The sequence below is a fragment of the Acinetobacter sp. TSRC1-2 genome, from assembly GCF_049895885.1.
In the GTDB taxonomy this organism is placed as follows: Bacteria; Pseudomonadota; Gammaproteobacteria; order Pseudomonadales; family Moraxellaceae; genus Acinetobacter.
Genome location: NZ_JAFCTF010000013.1, coordinates 48,347 through 63,091, shown reverse-complemented (window position 1 = coordinate 63,091; position 14,745 = coordinate 48,347). Strand labels below are relative to the sequence as shown.

Annotated in this window: 15 protein-coding genes and 1 tRNA gene; 8 read left to right on the top strand and 8 right to left on the bottom strand. The window is 43.3% G+C overall.

Annotated features, from left to right (window positions below; genetic code table 11):
• Positions 1–108: 108 nt before the first annotated feature.
• Positions 109–195: transfer RNA gene (locus tag ACP69Y_RS13350), tRNA-Leu, on the bottom strand.
• A 194-nt stretch (positions 196–389) separates the two neighbouring features.
• On the opposite strand from ACP69Y_RS13350, the gene queA reads away from it, so the two are divergent.
• The 8 genes from queA (at position 390) to secF (ending at position 8,706) form a co-directional block, all read left to right on the top strand.
• A complete protein-coding gene (gene queA / locus ACP69Y_RS13345; protein WP_425918855.1) occupies positions 390–1,427 on the top strand; it encodes a tRNA preQ1(34) S-adenosylmethionine ribosyltransferase-isomerase QueA in 1,038 nt (345 codons plus the stop codon).
• A 22-nt stretch (positions 1,428–1,449) separates the two neighbouring features.
• Positions 1,450–2,478: a hypothetical protein gene (locus ACP69Y_RS13340; RefSeq protein ID WP_425918854.1), complete on the top strand. Its 1,029-nt coding sequence runs from the start codon at positions 1,450–1,452 to the stop codon at positions 2,476–2,478.
• Positions 2,479–2,506: 28 nt separating this feature from the next.
• Positions 2,507–3,073: a LemA family protein gene (locus tag ACP69Y_RS13335; protein WP_425918853.1), complete on the top strand. Its 567-nt coding sequence runs from the start codon at positions 2,507–2,509 to the stop codon at positions 3,071–3,073.
• A 440-nt stretch (positions 3,074–3,513) separates the two neighbouring features.
• Positions 3,514–3,660: a hypothetical protein gene (locus ACP69Y_RS13330; protein ID WP_425918852.1), complete on the top strand. Its 147-nt coding sequence runs from the start codon at positions 3,514–3,516 to the stop codon at positions 3,658–3,660.
• A gap of 543 nt (positions 3,661–4,203) precedes the next feature.
• Positions 4,204–5,334, top strand: coding sequence for a tRNA guanosine(34) transglycosylase Tgt (gene tgt / locus ACP69Y_RS13325; protein ID WP_425918851.1), 1,131 nt, complete (start codon positions 4,204–4,206; stop codon positions 5,332–5,334).
• Positions 5,335–5,440: 106 nt separating this feature from the next.
• Complete coding sequence (gene yajC, locus ACP69Y_RS13320; RefSeq protein WP_067870533.1) at positions 5,441–5,770, top strand: preprotein translocase subunit YajC; 330 nt, start codon at positions 5,441–5,443, stop codon at positions 5,768–5,770.
• Positions 5,771–5,821: 51 nt separating this feature from the next.
• Positions 5,822–7,723, top strand: a complete 1,902-nt coding sequence (gene secD, locus ACP69Y_RS13315; RefSeq protein ID WP_425918850.1) for a protein translocase subunit SecD — start codon at positions 5,822–5,824, stop codon at positions 7,721–7,723.
• 8 nt (positions 7,724–7,731) lie between these two features.
• Positions 7,732–8,706 (top strand): protein translocase subunit SecF, encoded by a 975-nt coding sequence (gene secF / locus ACP69Y_RS13310; RefSeq protein WP_425918849.1) that lies wholly within the window; start codon positions 7,732–7,734, stop codon positions 8,704–8,706.
• 128 nt (positions 8,707–8,834) lie between these two features.
• Here the strand turns inward: secF and ACP69Y_RS13305 are convergent, their stop codons facing one another.
• The 7 genes from ACP69Y_RS13305 to ACP69Y_RS13275 are packed head-to-tail and all read right to left on the bottom strand — an operon-like array spanning position 8,835 to position 14,730.
• Positions 8,835–9,269: an excinuclease gene (locus ACP69Y_RS13305; protein WP_425918847.1), complete on the bottom strand. Its 435-nt coding sequence runs from the start codon at positions 9,267–9,269 to the stop codon at positions 8,835–8,837.
• Between the two features lie 22 nt (positions 9,270–9,291).
• The gene (locus ACP69Y_RS13300) at positions 9,292–10,512 is read right to left on the bottom strand and encodes a beta-ketoacyl-ACP synthase (protein ID WP_425918845.1); all 1,221 of its coding nucleotides are present in this window, start codon (positions 10,510–10,512) and stop codon (positions 9,292–9,294) included.
• Entirely contained in the window at positions 10,512–11,237 is a 726-nt protein-coding gene (locus ACP69Y_RS13295) for a 3-ketoacyl-ACP reductase FabG2 (RefSeq protein ID WP_425918844.1), read from the bottom strand. The genes ACP69Y_RS13300 and ACP69Y_RS13295 overlap by 1 nt, the downstream gene beginning before the upstream one ends.
• Positions 11,234–11,671 (bottom strand): 3-hydroxylacyl-ACP dehydratase, encoded by a 438-nt coding sequence (locus ACP69Y_RS13290; protein WP_425918842.1) that lies wholly within the window; start codon positions 11,669–11,671, stop codon positions 11,234–11,236. The genes ACP69Y_RS13295 and ACP69Y_RS13290 overlap by 4 nt, the downstream gene beginning before the upstream one ends.
• A complete protein-coding gene (locus ACP69Y_RS13285; RefSeq protein ID WP_425918841.1) occupies positions 11,668–12,867 on the bottom strand; it encodes a beta-ketoacyl-[acyl-carrier-protein] synthase family protein in 1,200 nt (399 codons plus the stop codon). The genes ACP69Y_RS13290 and ACP69Y_RS13285 overlap by 4 nt, the downstream gene beginning before the upstream one ends.
• Positions 12,868–12,878: 11 nt before the next feature.
• Entirely contained in the window at positions 12,879–13,442 is a 564-nt protein-coding gene (locus tag ACP69Y_RS13280) for a DUF3261 domain-containing protein (protein ID WP_425918840.1), read from the bottom strand.
• On the bottom strand, positions 13,432–14,730 hold the full coding sequence (locus ACP69Y_RS13275) for an NAD(P)/FAD-dependent oxidoreductase (protein ID WP_425918838.1): 1,299 nt from the start codon (positions 14,728–14,730) through the stop codon (positions 13,432–13,434). The genes ACP69Y_RS13280 and ACP69Y_RS13275 overlap by 11 nt, the downstream gene beginning before the upstream one ends.
• Between the last annotated feature and the right edge of the window lie 15 nt (positions 14,731–14,745).

The window sequence follows — 14,745 nt, the reverse complement described above, 5'->3', positions numbered from 1 at the left end:
ATTTATTGACCCTACTCTTCTAACTTAATACTCGAAATGTAAGCAAGAATTTTCTTTAGAACATAAAAAACCCCAAGCTTTTAGTACTGGCTTGGGGTCTTTTGAATTTGGTCCCGAGGGTCGGACTCGAACCGACACGTCATCTCTGACAGCGGATTTTGAGTCCGCCGCGTCTACCAATTTCACCACCTCGGGAAAGGGGCTACAAGCGCATTAGCTTGTGGTGGCTATATTACTATCAAACTCTGAATTGTCAATTATCTAATTCATTCAATTGATCACTTTTATAGCAAAAACAAAAACTTTGTTTTAAAAAACATCAGATATCATCTCGTTTGCTCTTTTCAGGACTATAATGCGGACGTTTTTCTTATTTTTATACATTGAAGATGCAACTTTCTGACTTTAACTTTGATCTCCCGGATGAACTCATTGCTCGCTACCCTTTAGATATGCGTAGTGCTTCACGTCTTTTACACTTAGATCATCAAGGGCAGTATCACGATTGTCATTTTACCGACATTCTCGATTTACTCGATTCTGGTGACTTACTGATTTTAAATGACACCAAAGTGATGAAAGCACGCTTAAAAGGTAAACGTGCCTCTGGTGGTGCTGTTGAAGCTCTAGTAGAACGGATGCAGGACAAATTTATTGCACACTGCCACATTAAAGCCAGCAACTCGCCTAAAGCAGGTGCTGAACTTTTTATGGGTGAAGATGCGGTAAAAGTAACGGTACAAGGTCGCCACGAAAACTTGTTTATTGTCGAGTTTTCACAACCGATTTTAGATGTCCTGGATCAATACGGTGCTTTGCCAATTCCGCCTTATTTTAATCGTGAAGCCGAAGCGATTGATACCGAACGTTATCAAACGGTATTTAATGACCCGACTAAACTGGCAAGCGTCGCAGCACCAACAGCCAGCCTGCACTTCGATCAAAATTTATTGGAAAAACTTGAAGCCAAAGGTATTCAAAAAGCCTTTGTGACACTGCATGTCGGGGCAGGTACATTCTTGCCGGTACGTACAGATGATATTCAAAACCACATCATGCATAGTGAATGGTGTGATGTTCCAGAACATACGGTTGAACTGATTCGTCAAACCAAAGCCCGTGGCAATAAAGTCATTTCGGTCGGAACCACAGCAACCCGTGCCGTTGAAAGTGCAGCTCAAGCGCATGGCGGCACATTAAATGCGTGGACAGGTGATACACAAATTTTCATCTATCCAGGCTATGACTTTAAAGTCGTGGATCGTTTAATTACCAACTTCCATTTGCCTGAATCCACTTTACTCATGCTGGTTTCAGCATTGTCGAATCGTGATAATATTTTGAATGCCTATCATCATGCTGTAGAAGAAAAATACCGCTTCTTTAGTTATGGCGATGCCATGCTGATTGATAAAATTACGCCTTAATATTTCTGATAAGAAGCACACCATGCCGCTCGATACTGTTCAACATTCGATTCATATTCGACGTAAAAAAAATGAACGGGTTTTTCAGAATATTGCACGGCTTTGGGAGATTGGCCAGCAAGCTCAAACCCAGCAAGATATCCTGGATAGTTTACATCCCTGGAACGCGCCAATTGTGCTCAAATTTGAAAATGTCCTACCGCTACTTTTGGCAGCGGTCGGGCTTTCTTTTATGCTGCTGATTTTTATGAGTCCGACCAATATCTGGCTACAGCTTTGTCTGGTGACCGGACTCTTTATGATTTTCTGGGCCTATATCAGCTACGAAGATAAAAAGCCCATTGATGATGTGATTGCATATTTAGAACAACAAACCATCGCTAAAAAATACCGGTTAGCCTTCCAGCAACAACCGCAACATATTTCTGTTCCGCTGCAACCGGTTTTATTTATTGCTCATTTAAAACGGCTGTTTCCAGTATTTAATCAAGGTACTCTCTCTAACGATATTCCTTATTATGCCAGCACAGTCTGGGCAGATGAGGAAGCTAAACAACATCAAGTCATGGTCTTTCAATATCATTTTGTCAATGAAGTTCGGGTCCGTGATAAAGATGGCAATGATATTAAAGTCAAAGAAGTACACAAGGATTTATGGGGTGTATTCGTTTTTGATGTAGAGATACAAGGACTTGCGATTACCACGGCACGAAAGAACTTTTATTATCCTTATAGCTTTCCCTGGCATACCAGTGATATTCAGACCAATCAGAAATTAAACATTTTTGGCAGTAACGAAATGCAAACTGCGAAATTACTCACACCGGCATTTGTATTGAAACTGGCTGATTTTTTTGCCCAGCGTCAGGGCGATTTAATGTTCCACCCGACCAGCCATACCTTATGTTTTTTAGGTCCTGCTGATTTATTTAAAATATCCAGTCAAGCTAAAAACATTCAAGATATTTCTGTATTACGTGGACACTTACGTACTTTTAAATTACCTTATTTAGAAAGCTTACAGCGTGATTTAACACACTTTTTAAAATAGCAATAATTGATGTTTTGGGGACATGTACATGGGGTTGTTAATTTTTTTGCTATTGATCATTGCCGTAGTCGTTGCATGTATCATGATTCGCAATAATATTGTGCGTCATCACAATGCTTCTATCCGTGCCTGGTCAGATGTGGCCAGCTATGAACGTCAGAAAATTAAAATTCTGGATGGCTTGCAGCCTTTAGTTGAGCAATATTCAAGTTTTGAAAAAGGCACTTTAGAAAAAGTGACTGAACTGCGTCAGAATATTTTAAATCTTAATGTAAACAATACTGATGTATCTCAATTACAACGCATCGAAAGCTTGAATAAAGAATTGATGCATAGTCTAAATGTAGTAGTTGAAAACTATCCCGAACTGAAAGCCAATGAAATTTATCTGAAAATGATGAATGAAATTGAAGAACAAAATGAAAATGTCGGCGCAGCCATTACCATTTTTAACCGCAATGTGGAGCTATTTAACAACCATATTCAGGTTTTTCCCAATAACATCGTCAATACTATGACCATGGGTAAAAAAGCCATTCGGCCCTTTAGAGATCAAGCGGTTACCCAAAATTTTGACTATCGACCTAATTTTTAACAGCTCGGGACTTCTTGCATCGACCATTTATAAATAACCGCAAGAAGTCCAAAACTATAATTTAAAAACATTCATTAAAAAACATTAATTAAAAAATAGTAACTTCATAAAAAAGAATAAAGCTTATGTTAGAACCTATACCTCTCTCAAAGACGCATTGATTGAAGCATTTTACCCCTTATACGATCAATATAATGAAGATCAGATTTACGTATGCACCTTGGTTTTCAATGAATATTATGGATAGATGATTTAGCCGTATCGATCACACGCAATTTATTCGAGGAGCATGAAGACCCGGTTCACTATCTGTCAGAATAGGACAAATGGGAGGTGAAAAAATGGCGCTCTCGTTCTCACCTATCCAAGTGAAATCGCTTTGCACCATTTAAATTAATCTTGGCGGATTATTTTAAAAAGCCTATATTTTTGGCAATCCAATGCTGCAACAAAAATACGACCATGGCCAAAACAATCTAGATCTAGTGATTGCCGCCTTTAAACAGGCCAAGCAAGCCTTTGTCCACTCTTATGGTTTGGATACGCATATTATTGTGTTTTTTTATTCATATACTCCCTCAGCCTGAAGTTGCAGTCCATTCAGTACAGTGCCTCAATATCGGCAGTCGATTACTGGATGAATTTATTCAACATCATTCTCCCGAAGCCCCGCCTAAAAAACTAAGCAGCAAACAAAAGCTATCACAAGCGGATAAAGACCTACTGGTCGATTTAGCATAAATGATGGAAGTTGAGCCTTATGATTATTTACACATTGTACAGGCAGCCTATTTGCTCACTTTAGAATCGGTTTGCATTGATAGCAATTTTTATATCTAGAAAATGATTCACACGATTGCGGCGATGGATTGTGGGATAAAAGATGGTTGTGCCTTAGAAAAAAATGAAATATTAGAATGCATTGAACAGTTCTATCATATCCACCACACCCAGACTTTGCTGGATCAGCCTCACTTTTCCAAGATTGCTTTATAAGGAAAGTATCAAGTTAAAATTCGACAACACTGGCGTTTATGTGCGTAATCTAGGAAAATAGCCAACTTTTAGCGGCGAACTGTTTATTCGCTCTTGCACTGCACGCAGTGCTTTGCTCTTGTTCAGGATATTGTATGAATTTTGAAAAATTAGGTCAGTCGGGTCGTGCCCGTCGTGGTCGGTTAACGCTTGAACACGGCGTGATTGAAACGCCTGTGTTTATGCCTGTCGGTACTTACGGTACAGTAAAAGGCATGCTCCCACGTGATATTGAAAATATCAAAGCTCAAATTATTTTGGGCAATACCTTCCATCTTTACTTGCGTCCAGGTTTAGACGTGATTCGTGAACATGGTGGCTTACACGGGTTCATGAAATGGAATAAACCGATTTTAACCGATTCAGGCGGCTTCCAGGTTTTTAGCCTTGGTGCAATGCGTAAAATCAAAGAAGATGGTGTGACTTTCCGTTCGCCAATTGATGGCTCTAAAGTCTTCTTATCACCTGAAATTTCAATGGATATTCAACATACCTTGAATTCAGATATCGTGATGATTTTTGATGAATGTACGCCTTATCCAGCAACACATGAAGAAGCACAAAAATCATTGCAGCTTTCGCTACGTTGGGCAAAACGCTGCAAAACCCAACATCATGATGTGCTTAAAAATAAAAATGCCCTGTTCGGTATTATTCAGGGTGGCATGTACGAAGACCTTCGTAATGAGTCACTCAATGGTTTAAAAGAAATTGATTTTGACGGTTTTGCCATTGGCGGTCTTTCTGTTGGTGAACCGAAAGAGGAAATGATCAAGGTACTGGATTATCTTCCTGCTAAAATGCCGGAAGACAAACCGCGTTACTTAATGGGCGTGGGTAAACCGGAAGATATCGTGGAAGCAATCCGTCGCGGTGTCGACATGTTTGACTGCGTGATGCCAACCCGTAATGCACGTAACGGTCATTATTTTGTGACAAACGGTCTGGTGCGTATCCGTAATGCCAAATATCGTCATGACCAAAGCCCGCTTGATCCAAAATGCGACTGTTATACTTGTCAGAATTTTACTCGCTCGTACTTATTCCATTTGGAAAAATGCGGTGAAATGCTTGGCTCTATGCTCGGTACAATTCATAACCTGCGTTATTACCAAAGATTTACACAAGACATCCGCGATGCGTTGGATAATGGTACTTTTGATGAATATGTCCAAGAATTTTATGCATGTCGCGGTTTAGAAGTTCCGCCTTGCCCTGAAGATTAATCTTTCAGTATTTGCGCTGAAGAAAAAGACAGGGTAAATTGCTGAACAAGTTATTTTATTTATCATCATATTGTTGATATACAGTTTTTTATTTTAGGAAAATGAAATGAGCCTTTTTATTTCTACTGCTCACGCAGCGGGTGAAGCTGCAACCCAGCCAAGTTTGGTCACTAACCTTTTGATGATTGCAGTATTTGTCGCAATTTTCTATTTCCTTATTTGGCGCCCTCAAGCAAAACGCGCTAAAGAACACCGTACGCTAGTTGAAAGCCTAGGTGTAGGTAGTGAAGTGGTTTTTGCCGGGGGTTTAATGGGTAAGATCACTAAACTTGAAGGTGATTTTGCAGTGGTTGAATTAAGTCGTGGCGTAGAAGTAAAAATTCAGCGTGCAAGTGTGATTTCAGTTCTTCCTGAAGGCACATTAAATAATCTCTAATCAAAAATAGTCGTGCCCTAGCACGACTTTTTCATTTTAAGAAGAAAACAAATGCGTTACCCAGCATGGAAATATCTGCTGATCGTCGTAGTTTTGATGATCAGTACATTATATGCCCTGCCTAGTTTGTATCCCGATGAACCTGCTGTTCAAATTTCGGGTGCCAAAGCCGGTACCCAAATTGACCAAAGCATCGTACAAAAAGCAGAGCAATTATTAGAAAGTGAAAAAATTCCAAGCCATGACAATAGCTTTAGCAATAATGCTGCCCTTTTGCGTCTCGATTCTTCAGAAGCCCAATTAAAAGCCAAAGAAGTATTGCGTCGTGGACTGGGTGACAATTATGTCGTTGCATTAAACCTGGCTCCAACCACTCCTCAATGGCTTCAAAAAATTGGTGCTAAACCAATGAAATTGGGTCTGGATTTACGTGGTGGTGTTCACTTCTTACTGGAAGTGGATATGGACAAAGCCATCAGTCAGCGTATGGAAACATCTGCGACTGATTTGCGTCGTCAATTGCGTGACAACAAGCTGAAATTCAATAGCCTGGCTTTGAACAACAACACGATTACTGTGCAGTTTGCCAGTAACAATGATCGTGATGCGGTCATGGACTTCTTGCGTCGTAATGGCAATGAGTTTACTCAGCAAGCGATTGCATCAGCGTCGGGTTCAACTTTACGCCTGAATTATACTGATGTACGCAAGCAAGAAATTCAGTCATATGCGGTAAATCAAAACTTAACCACTTTACGTAACCGTATTAACGAGTTAGGTGTAGCGGAAGCCTTGGTTCAAACCCAAGGTAGCAACCGCATTGTGGTTGAACTTCCGGGTGTTCAGGACACGGCTGAAGCAAAACGTGTTCTGGGTCGTACAGCAAATCTTGAATTCCGTCTGGTTTCTGATTTGAATGATCAATATATCGATCCCTATACCGGTAAATCAAATGGTCAGGCCTTACCTCCGGGCACAGAAATCTTTGCTTATGAATCACTGGATAGTGGCCGCGAATTACTGCTCAACCGTAACCGTATCCTTACCGGTGAACGTGTACAAAATGCATCAAGTGGTTTTAGCCAAGACACTGGTGGTGCTGAAGTAAATATTACTTTAGACAGCGCTGGCGGAAAACTGATGTCAGATGCAACACGTAATGCGGTTGGTAAACGCATGGCGGTATTGTTCATTGAGAACAAGCAAAAAATCAGCTATGTACCCGATCCTGTAACCGGTGCACAAACTGAAGTGCGTACCTCTTATGCAGAGTCCGTAGTGATTAATGCGGCCACCATTCAAGCCGTATTAGGTTCACAATTCCGTATTACCGGTCTGGATTCGCCTCAAGAAGCGGCTGAACTTGCGCTGATGCTTCGTGCAGGTGCTTTGGCTGCGCCAATGTACTTTGTTGAAGAACGTGTAGTGGGTCCGAGCCTGGGTCAGGAAAATATTGACAAAGGTGTGTTATCGACCCAAATCGGTTTCATTCTGGTTGCAATCTGGATGGTGGTGTTCTTCCGTCTATTCGGTGTAATCGCCAACTTTGCCCTGCTTGCCAACTTGGCAATGATTCTGACTGTCATGTCTTGGATTGGTGCTTCACTGACCCTTCCTGGTATTGCCGGTATCGTGATCACCATTGGTATGGCGGTGGATGCTAACGTACTGATCTGTGAGCGAATAAGGGAAGAGATGAAATGGGGAGCCTCACCCAAACAGGCGATTGTCGCGGGTTATGATCGAGCCTACAACACCATTTTTGACTCCAACTTAACCACGTTCCTAGTTGCGTTTATTCTTTTTGCCATCGGTACTGGCCCGATTAAAGGCTTCGCCGTGACATTAATGATCGGTATTGTTTGCTCGATGTTTACTGCAATCACAGTGACCCGTGCAATCGTACAGCTCATTTATGGCAAAAAACGCAACTTGAAGAAGTTGAGCATTTAAGGAGATCTATGATGACTGATATGACTCAACCGAATTCAAAAAAATATGGTCGCCCTGATGATGAACGGATAATTCCGTTTATGAAAATTGCCAAACCAGCGGCAATTTTCTCCATCATTTTAACCCTTGCCAGCCTGTTCTTTATTGTGACCAAAGGTCTAAACCTCGGTTTAGACTTTACCGGTGGTGTTTCTGCAGAACTCAACTATGCTCAACCGGCAAACCAGGCTGAAGTGGTTAAAGCTTTAGATCAAGCCGGTTTCAAAGATGCAGTAGTGCAAACCCTCGGTAGCAATAAAGACCTTTTGGTGCGTATGCCAGCTCAAGACCTTGAAGTAGAAGACTTGAGTAACGCAATTACCAAAGCTGCGCAATTGCCGAACAATACGGCTGAAGTGCACAAAGTGGACTCTGTCGGTGGTCAAGTCGGCAATGAGCTATATATTCGATCTGCAGGTGCGGTTGGATTGGCATTATTATTAATGCTGGTTTACGTCACCATTCGTTTCGAATTCAAGCTGGCTTTAGGTGCGGTGCTTTCCTTATTCCACGACGTCATTGTAACAGTGGGTATTTTTGCCATGATGCAATGGCCGTTTGACTTAACCGTACTGGCTGCCATTCTGGCACTTTTAGGGTTCTCGTTAAACGATAACATCGTGGTATCGGACCGTATTCGTGAAAATTTCCGCAAGATCCGTGGCGCAAGCCCGCGTGAAATTGTTGATATTTCCTTAACAGAAACCTTACGTCGTACCATTCATACCTCTGCGACTTTATTGCTGGTGGTCCTTGCAATGATGTTCCTGGGTGGTGATGGTTTACACTGGTTCTCTGTCGCGATGTTTATTGGGGTATTTGTTGGTACCTATTCTTCAATTTACATTGGTACTGCCTTTGCCCTGTGGCGTGGTCTGAACCGTCAAGACTTCATTGTCCAGGTTAAGCCTGAATTTGAAGAAGAAGAAGAAATTCCGAAATAGTTTTTTCTTTGAAGCCAAATCAGCTTTAAATTGACATAAAAAAGCCCATCTTGAGATGGGCTTTTTTATATTCAAGCAAAAATTGCATCGAAAATGAATTTATCTGGGTTGCGTGCTTTTGCTTAAACTTAGAACTTAACCAGATCAGCTTTTAAAGCAACGCTTGCAACGGCCATTCCTTTAAAGCACTGATAGGTCGTTGAGCTTTTGCTTTCATTCGATTTGAAATAGCTGACAATATTGGTGACAGCGTTTGCCCCTTGCGCTTTTGCCGTATTTTGCAGCTGAATCAATGCAGAACGTAAAACATGATCACAGGCTGTTTCTGCAGATTTGGCGAAACCATTGGTTTTTTTGTTAGTTACCGCATCTTTTTGTACAACTTTACCGCCTGACTTGGTCCCTGCCAGATAAAACTTCACCGAACCATCCAAGGTACCATCTGCAACGGCACGCTCAACTGCACTTTTAAAATCCAGATTATGTGCAGTATCGGCAGCCTGAGCTGAAACGACCCCACCAAAACATAATGCTGCTGTAAGTGTTAATTTTTTTATTAACATGATTTTTACCCTCTTGTTGTTGTTAAACCCGTTTAAAAATAAGGGAGGTATTAATTCCTCCAAAAGCAAAATTATTGCTCATGATGATGTCAGCATGCATATTTCTAGAATCATTCATGATGTAATCCAGATCGCCACAGGCTTCATCTATTTCTTCTAAATTTAATGTCGCAATAAACTGACTACGTTGCATCATTTCAATACTCAGCCAAGCTTCAATCGCGCCACATGCTCCTAACGTATGCCCAAAATAGCTTTTTAAAGAGCTGATCGGTTTGTTACCCAAAATTCTTGCGGTTGCCTGAGTTTCTGCAATATCGCCCTGATCGGTAGATGTACCGTGTGCATTGACGTAGTCAATCTGGTCTGCCGGGATTTGCGCATCAAATAATGCCAGTTCCATACAACGCCCCATCATCTCAGAATCTGGACGGGTCACATGCTGACCGTCGGTATTGCTGCCATAACCGATGATTTCTGCATAAATATGCGCACCACGTGCTTTGGCATGTGCATATTCTTCTAAAATTAAACAGCCTGCACCTTCACCTACCACTAGACCATCACGCTGGGCATCAAATGGACGTGGGGTTTTTTCCGGATGTTCATTTTGACCGCTGGTGGCCAGCAATACATCAAACACAGCCGAACCTGCGGCACTGAGTTCTTCTGCTCCCCCTGCCAGCATCACGGTCTGCTTGCCGTATTTAATCGCTTCATAGGCCTGACCAATCGCCATTGAACCTGAAGTACAGGCACTGGAGGTCGGCAAAGTTAAGCCTTTCAAGCCAAAATAAACGGTCATGTTGACCGCACTGGTATGCGACATCATGCGGATATAGGTCGTCGCATTGAGCTTGTTCATGTTGTTATCAAGCAACATGCTACCAAACTCGCCAATCGCGTCAACACTGCCTGCAGATGAACCAAATGCTACACCGGCTTGACCACTGTTCAAGATCGGATCATTTAACAAAGCTGCATCTTCCAGCGCTTTTTCCGCACATATGGTTGACATTAAGGCCACTCGCCCCATGCCACGCGTTACTTTACGGTTAAAATGCTTGGGAATGGTAAAAGACTCGACTGGGCCGCCGAGTTTGCTGCGCAAGTCGGTATAGACTTCCCAGTCCGGCATATAACGAATACCGCTGTTGCCCTGTTCAAATTGAGCAAAAATCTGATCCGCCGTTTCACCTAAAGAAGTAATTCCGGCCATACCCGTGACTACAACACGTTTCATCAAATCAATCCCCCATTGACTGAAATGACCTGACGCGTGATATAACTGGCATCATCACTGCATAAAAATTTAACCACTTTCGCCACTTCATCGACCTGTCCCATGCGTTGTAATGGAATCATCTTCAAGGCATGTTGTTTCACTTCTTCAGTCACCATTTCGGTTTCAATTAAACCCGGTGCCACACAGTTCACGGTAATTTTTCGTTTCGCCAGTTCCAGTGCCAAAGCTTTGGTCGCGCCAATCAAGCCTGCTTTGGCTGCACTGTAATTGACCTGACCGCGATTGCCCATTAAACCTGACACAGAAGACATGGTCACAATGCGTCCGCCTTGTTTCAGGCGAATCATCGGCATGACCAGCGGTTTTAAAACATTATAAAAACCGCCCAGAGAAGTCGAAACCACTTCGTCCCAGTCATTGTCGGTTAAAGCAGGAAATGCGGCATCACGGGTTAAACCTGCATTCAATACCACACCGTAAAATGCACCATGTTCTGCAACATCCTGCTCAAGCAATTGCATGACTTTTTCACGGTCATTCACATCAAATAAAAGCGCATGGCTAGATTGTCCCAAAGCCTGAATTTCCTGTACCACCTGTTCGGCTTCTTGCTGTCTTGAGCGCGCATGCACCGTGACATCAAAACCCGACTGCGCCAGTTGCAAGGCAATCGCTTTACCGATTCCACGGCTTGAACCGGTTACTAAAATTCGTCTACTCACACTGACTTCCTGATATCTTCTTTCATTTCTGGCGGCTCAAATACACTCAACATGGCACTAAAACGATGTTCCCGGTATTCAATTTCACAGTTAAACTGCCCCAAACCTTCATGCAAATAGCCTTGTTCCGCTTTAACCCTCACAGTTTCCCCTAAAACAAAATAAGGCACGGGCAACTGCATTTTGCGGGTACCCAGTAAAAAACCGATTTTCGGTGGCAAGCCTGACACTTTTCCTTTATGTCCGGCATAGGCACTGATGGTCTGCGCCATCAGTTCAATACTGGTCCAGGTCGGTAGGCCCTCAGCTTCACAAAACATCAGTTCAGGGCGAATCACCAGTTCTGCGATGGCAAAATGTTCATTCGCTTCGATGAGATGATCTACAAACACCATCGGCTTTTCATGCGGGATAAACTGTACTGCATCCATCATTTCAGTTTTGTTCCAAAAATCAAACCAATATTGCTGCCGCCAAAAGCAAATGAATTACTCATCACATACTGGATGGGCTGTTGCAGTGCTGCACTCAGCACATAATTGGCTTCATCTAGCTCTGGATCGATATTGCCGGAGTGATGCAAAGGCAACCATGATTGATCAGCTAACACCTGCTGACAAATCACCGCTTCAATGGCGCCGGCTGCACCCAAACAATGTCCGGTCTTATGTTTGGTACTGCTAACTGGCACATCATATTGCTGGAATACCGTCTGAACCGCTTTAATTTCCATGGCATCATTTTGTGGTGTAGCGGTGCCATGCATATTTAAATAGCCAATATCACTGGCTGCAACCCCTGCCATATCCAAGGCTTTTTGCATAGCTTCAGCAGCGCCTTTGCCTTCTGGATGCGGTGCGGAAATATGCCAGGCATCCATCGACTCACCGGCCGACATCAGCATTACCGGTGCAGTCTCTTTGGACAATAAAAACAGTCCCGCCGCTTCGCCAATATTGATGCCATCACGCGGTGCACCACAGGGCTGACACAGACCGTTGGACAGGCTTTCAAGGCTATCAAAACCATTTAAGGTCAGCTGACACAAGGTGTCTACACCACCGACCAAAACAGCATCGGCGAGGTCGGCATTAATCAAGCGCTGTCCTGCCGCCATGGCTTTGGCACTTGAAGAACAGGCAGTCGAAATGGTGTATGCCGGACCTTCCCAGCCCAGATACAGCTGCAAGCCTTTGGCTAAACTGCCCATTTCCTGTTTGCAGTGTTGGACTTCAACGTCAGCCTGATCAACAAAATATTGTTTCAGGACTTTTTCATTGTCTGCAATACCAGATGTAGAGGTGCCCAGGATAATGGCCAGACGTTTGCGATCGAATTGCGCTGTATAGTCACGTACTGATGCTTCAATGGAACTTAAAGCAGTTAAGGCAAAACGTAAATTGCGCGAATCGACATCCTGCAAAAAGTCTGGAATGCTGTCGATTAGGGCATGTTGATAGGCACCCACCCAGACTTGTTTTTCCGGAATAAATCCTGAAACCAAGCTCAAGGTATTTTGCGGTGTGGTCAGCGCCTGTTTGATCTGTTCAGCGCTATTGCCGAGTGCGGATAAGCCCCCACTAAACTGAATGCCGACTGCAGGATGTTGTGTCGTAATTTTATCACCCATAATCATGTCTCTTATTCAGTGCTGTCCACATCTGTATTTTCCAAAGCATCATTGATGCGACTAATGACCATTTGATAAGGCACCTGTACATTATTTAGCTCAATCACATCATCCTGCTGCTGAATATTCAGCACATGCTGCTGGTTGATCAATACTTTCTGGACCTGCGCTGAAGTTTCAATCCGGACATTCTGCTGCTGTAGCTGAGCAAAATTCGGATAAGTTGCATATAAAATATCGCGCACCACAAATTCGAATGGCAGCAGCTTCATCTGTTCAATGCGCTGTTCGACATGGACTTTCTGACCATCAAAACTGAGCTTGAATAGTTGCTGTCCGGTCAGGGTCAAAGCCAGCATCTCCAGCTTTTGACCCTGCTGTTGCTGATACAGCAAAAAGCTAAAACTCTGCTCTTTCCACTGGATTTCTAACTGATCCTGACGCTGATAATTCTGTGCAGCCCAAGTTGCAGTTGCCAAGCCTTGTGCCTTTGGCAGCATGGATTGACATCCACCACAAAGTAATACGGCACTAAGTATCATCCCCGTCCATTTCAGTTTCATGTTAAGCACCATTTATTTCTGTTTGCTGTAACTGCGGATCACGGCAATACTCCGCCAATGTACTTAAACGTTTTTTGGCATTTTTATGAATCGGGTTGCTGCTATCCCATGCATAACCGGCAAGTAGAGATGACACCATACGACGAATCTTTTCATCTTGCTGGGTCGAGAACACCACATCCTGAAATTCGCCGCTATACCACGATTCCACATAGGCACGGAACACCTGAATACCGGCACGTAGCGGTTTTTCGTACTGTTCCATCCAGTTGACCGTTTGCCCTTGCAGCACTTGATCAACCAAAGGAATCGCCAGACTTGAAGATTTCAGCGCAATGGTGACACCCGAAGAAAACACCGGATCAAGAAATTCACCGGCATTGCCCAACAAGGCATAGTTACGATCAGCCAGATGTTTTACATTGGCAGAATAGCCCACCAAGGTACGCACTGGCGTATCAAACTTGGCATGACGCAGTACCTGCGACAGGCTTTCGTCATCGGCCAGAATGCGTTTCAACAAAGCTTCTACATCATAATCGGCGCTGCCATCAAAACCATATTGTTCAAAGAAGTCCTGCTCTGCCACCACACCAAAAGATGAACGTCCATCGGCAAATGGAATCAGCCAGTACCAGGCGCGCTGATCTTTGGCATGTACCGTAATCAGGATTTTTTCGCGATCAAAATCGGGATCATCCAAAATACCGTCTTCAATGTGGGTAAACACGGCACGACGTACCGGAAAGTTGGAGGGACTTTCCAAGTCTAAGAACTTCGGCAGGATCCGGCCAAAACCGCTGGCATCGAGTAAAAATTTAGCCTGAATCTGATACACATTTTCCTGCTCATCTTTTACCGTCAAAATTGGCTGATCTGAGACAACATCGACCTCAATCACTTCATGACCAAAGCGGATTTCTGCACCCTGTTTCTCTGCCTGTTGCGCCAGTAAATGGTCAAAGTTGGCACGGCGTACTTGCCAGGTGGTACCCGGACCATCCGTAAATTTTTGGGTAAAGTCATAAAAACTGCGCTGCTTGCCTCTTAAGAATGCCGCGCCATTTTTAAACTGAAAGGCAAACTCGCCCACATGCTCACGTACAGTATCCAGCAGACTGGCTTCTTCCAGAAATACCATGCATTGCGGCAACAATGATTCACCGATCGAAAAACGCGGGAAGTACTGTTTTTCAATAATCGTGACCTGATAGCCCTTTTGACGCAGCAATGCTGCTGCCGAACTGCCTGATGGTCCCGCGCCGATAATCAATACATCTGTGTGTTGCATGGTGCTCATTGCACTGTACCTTAG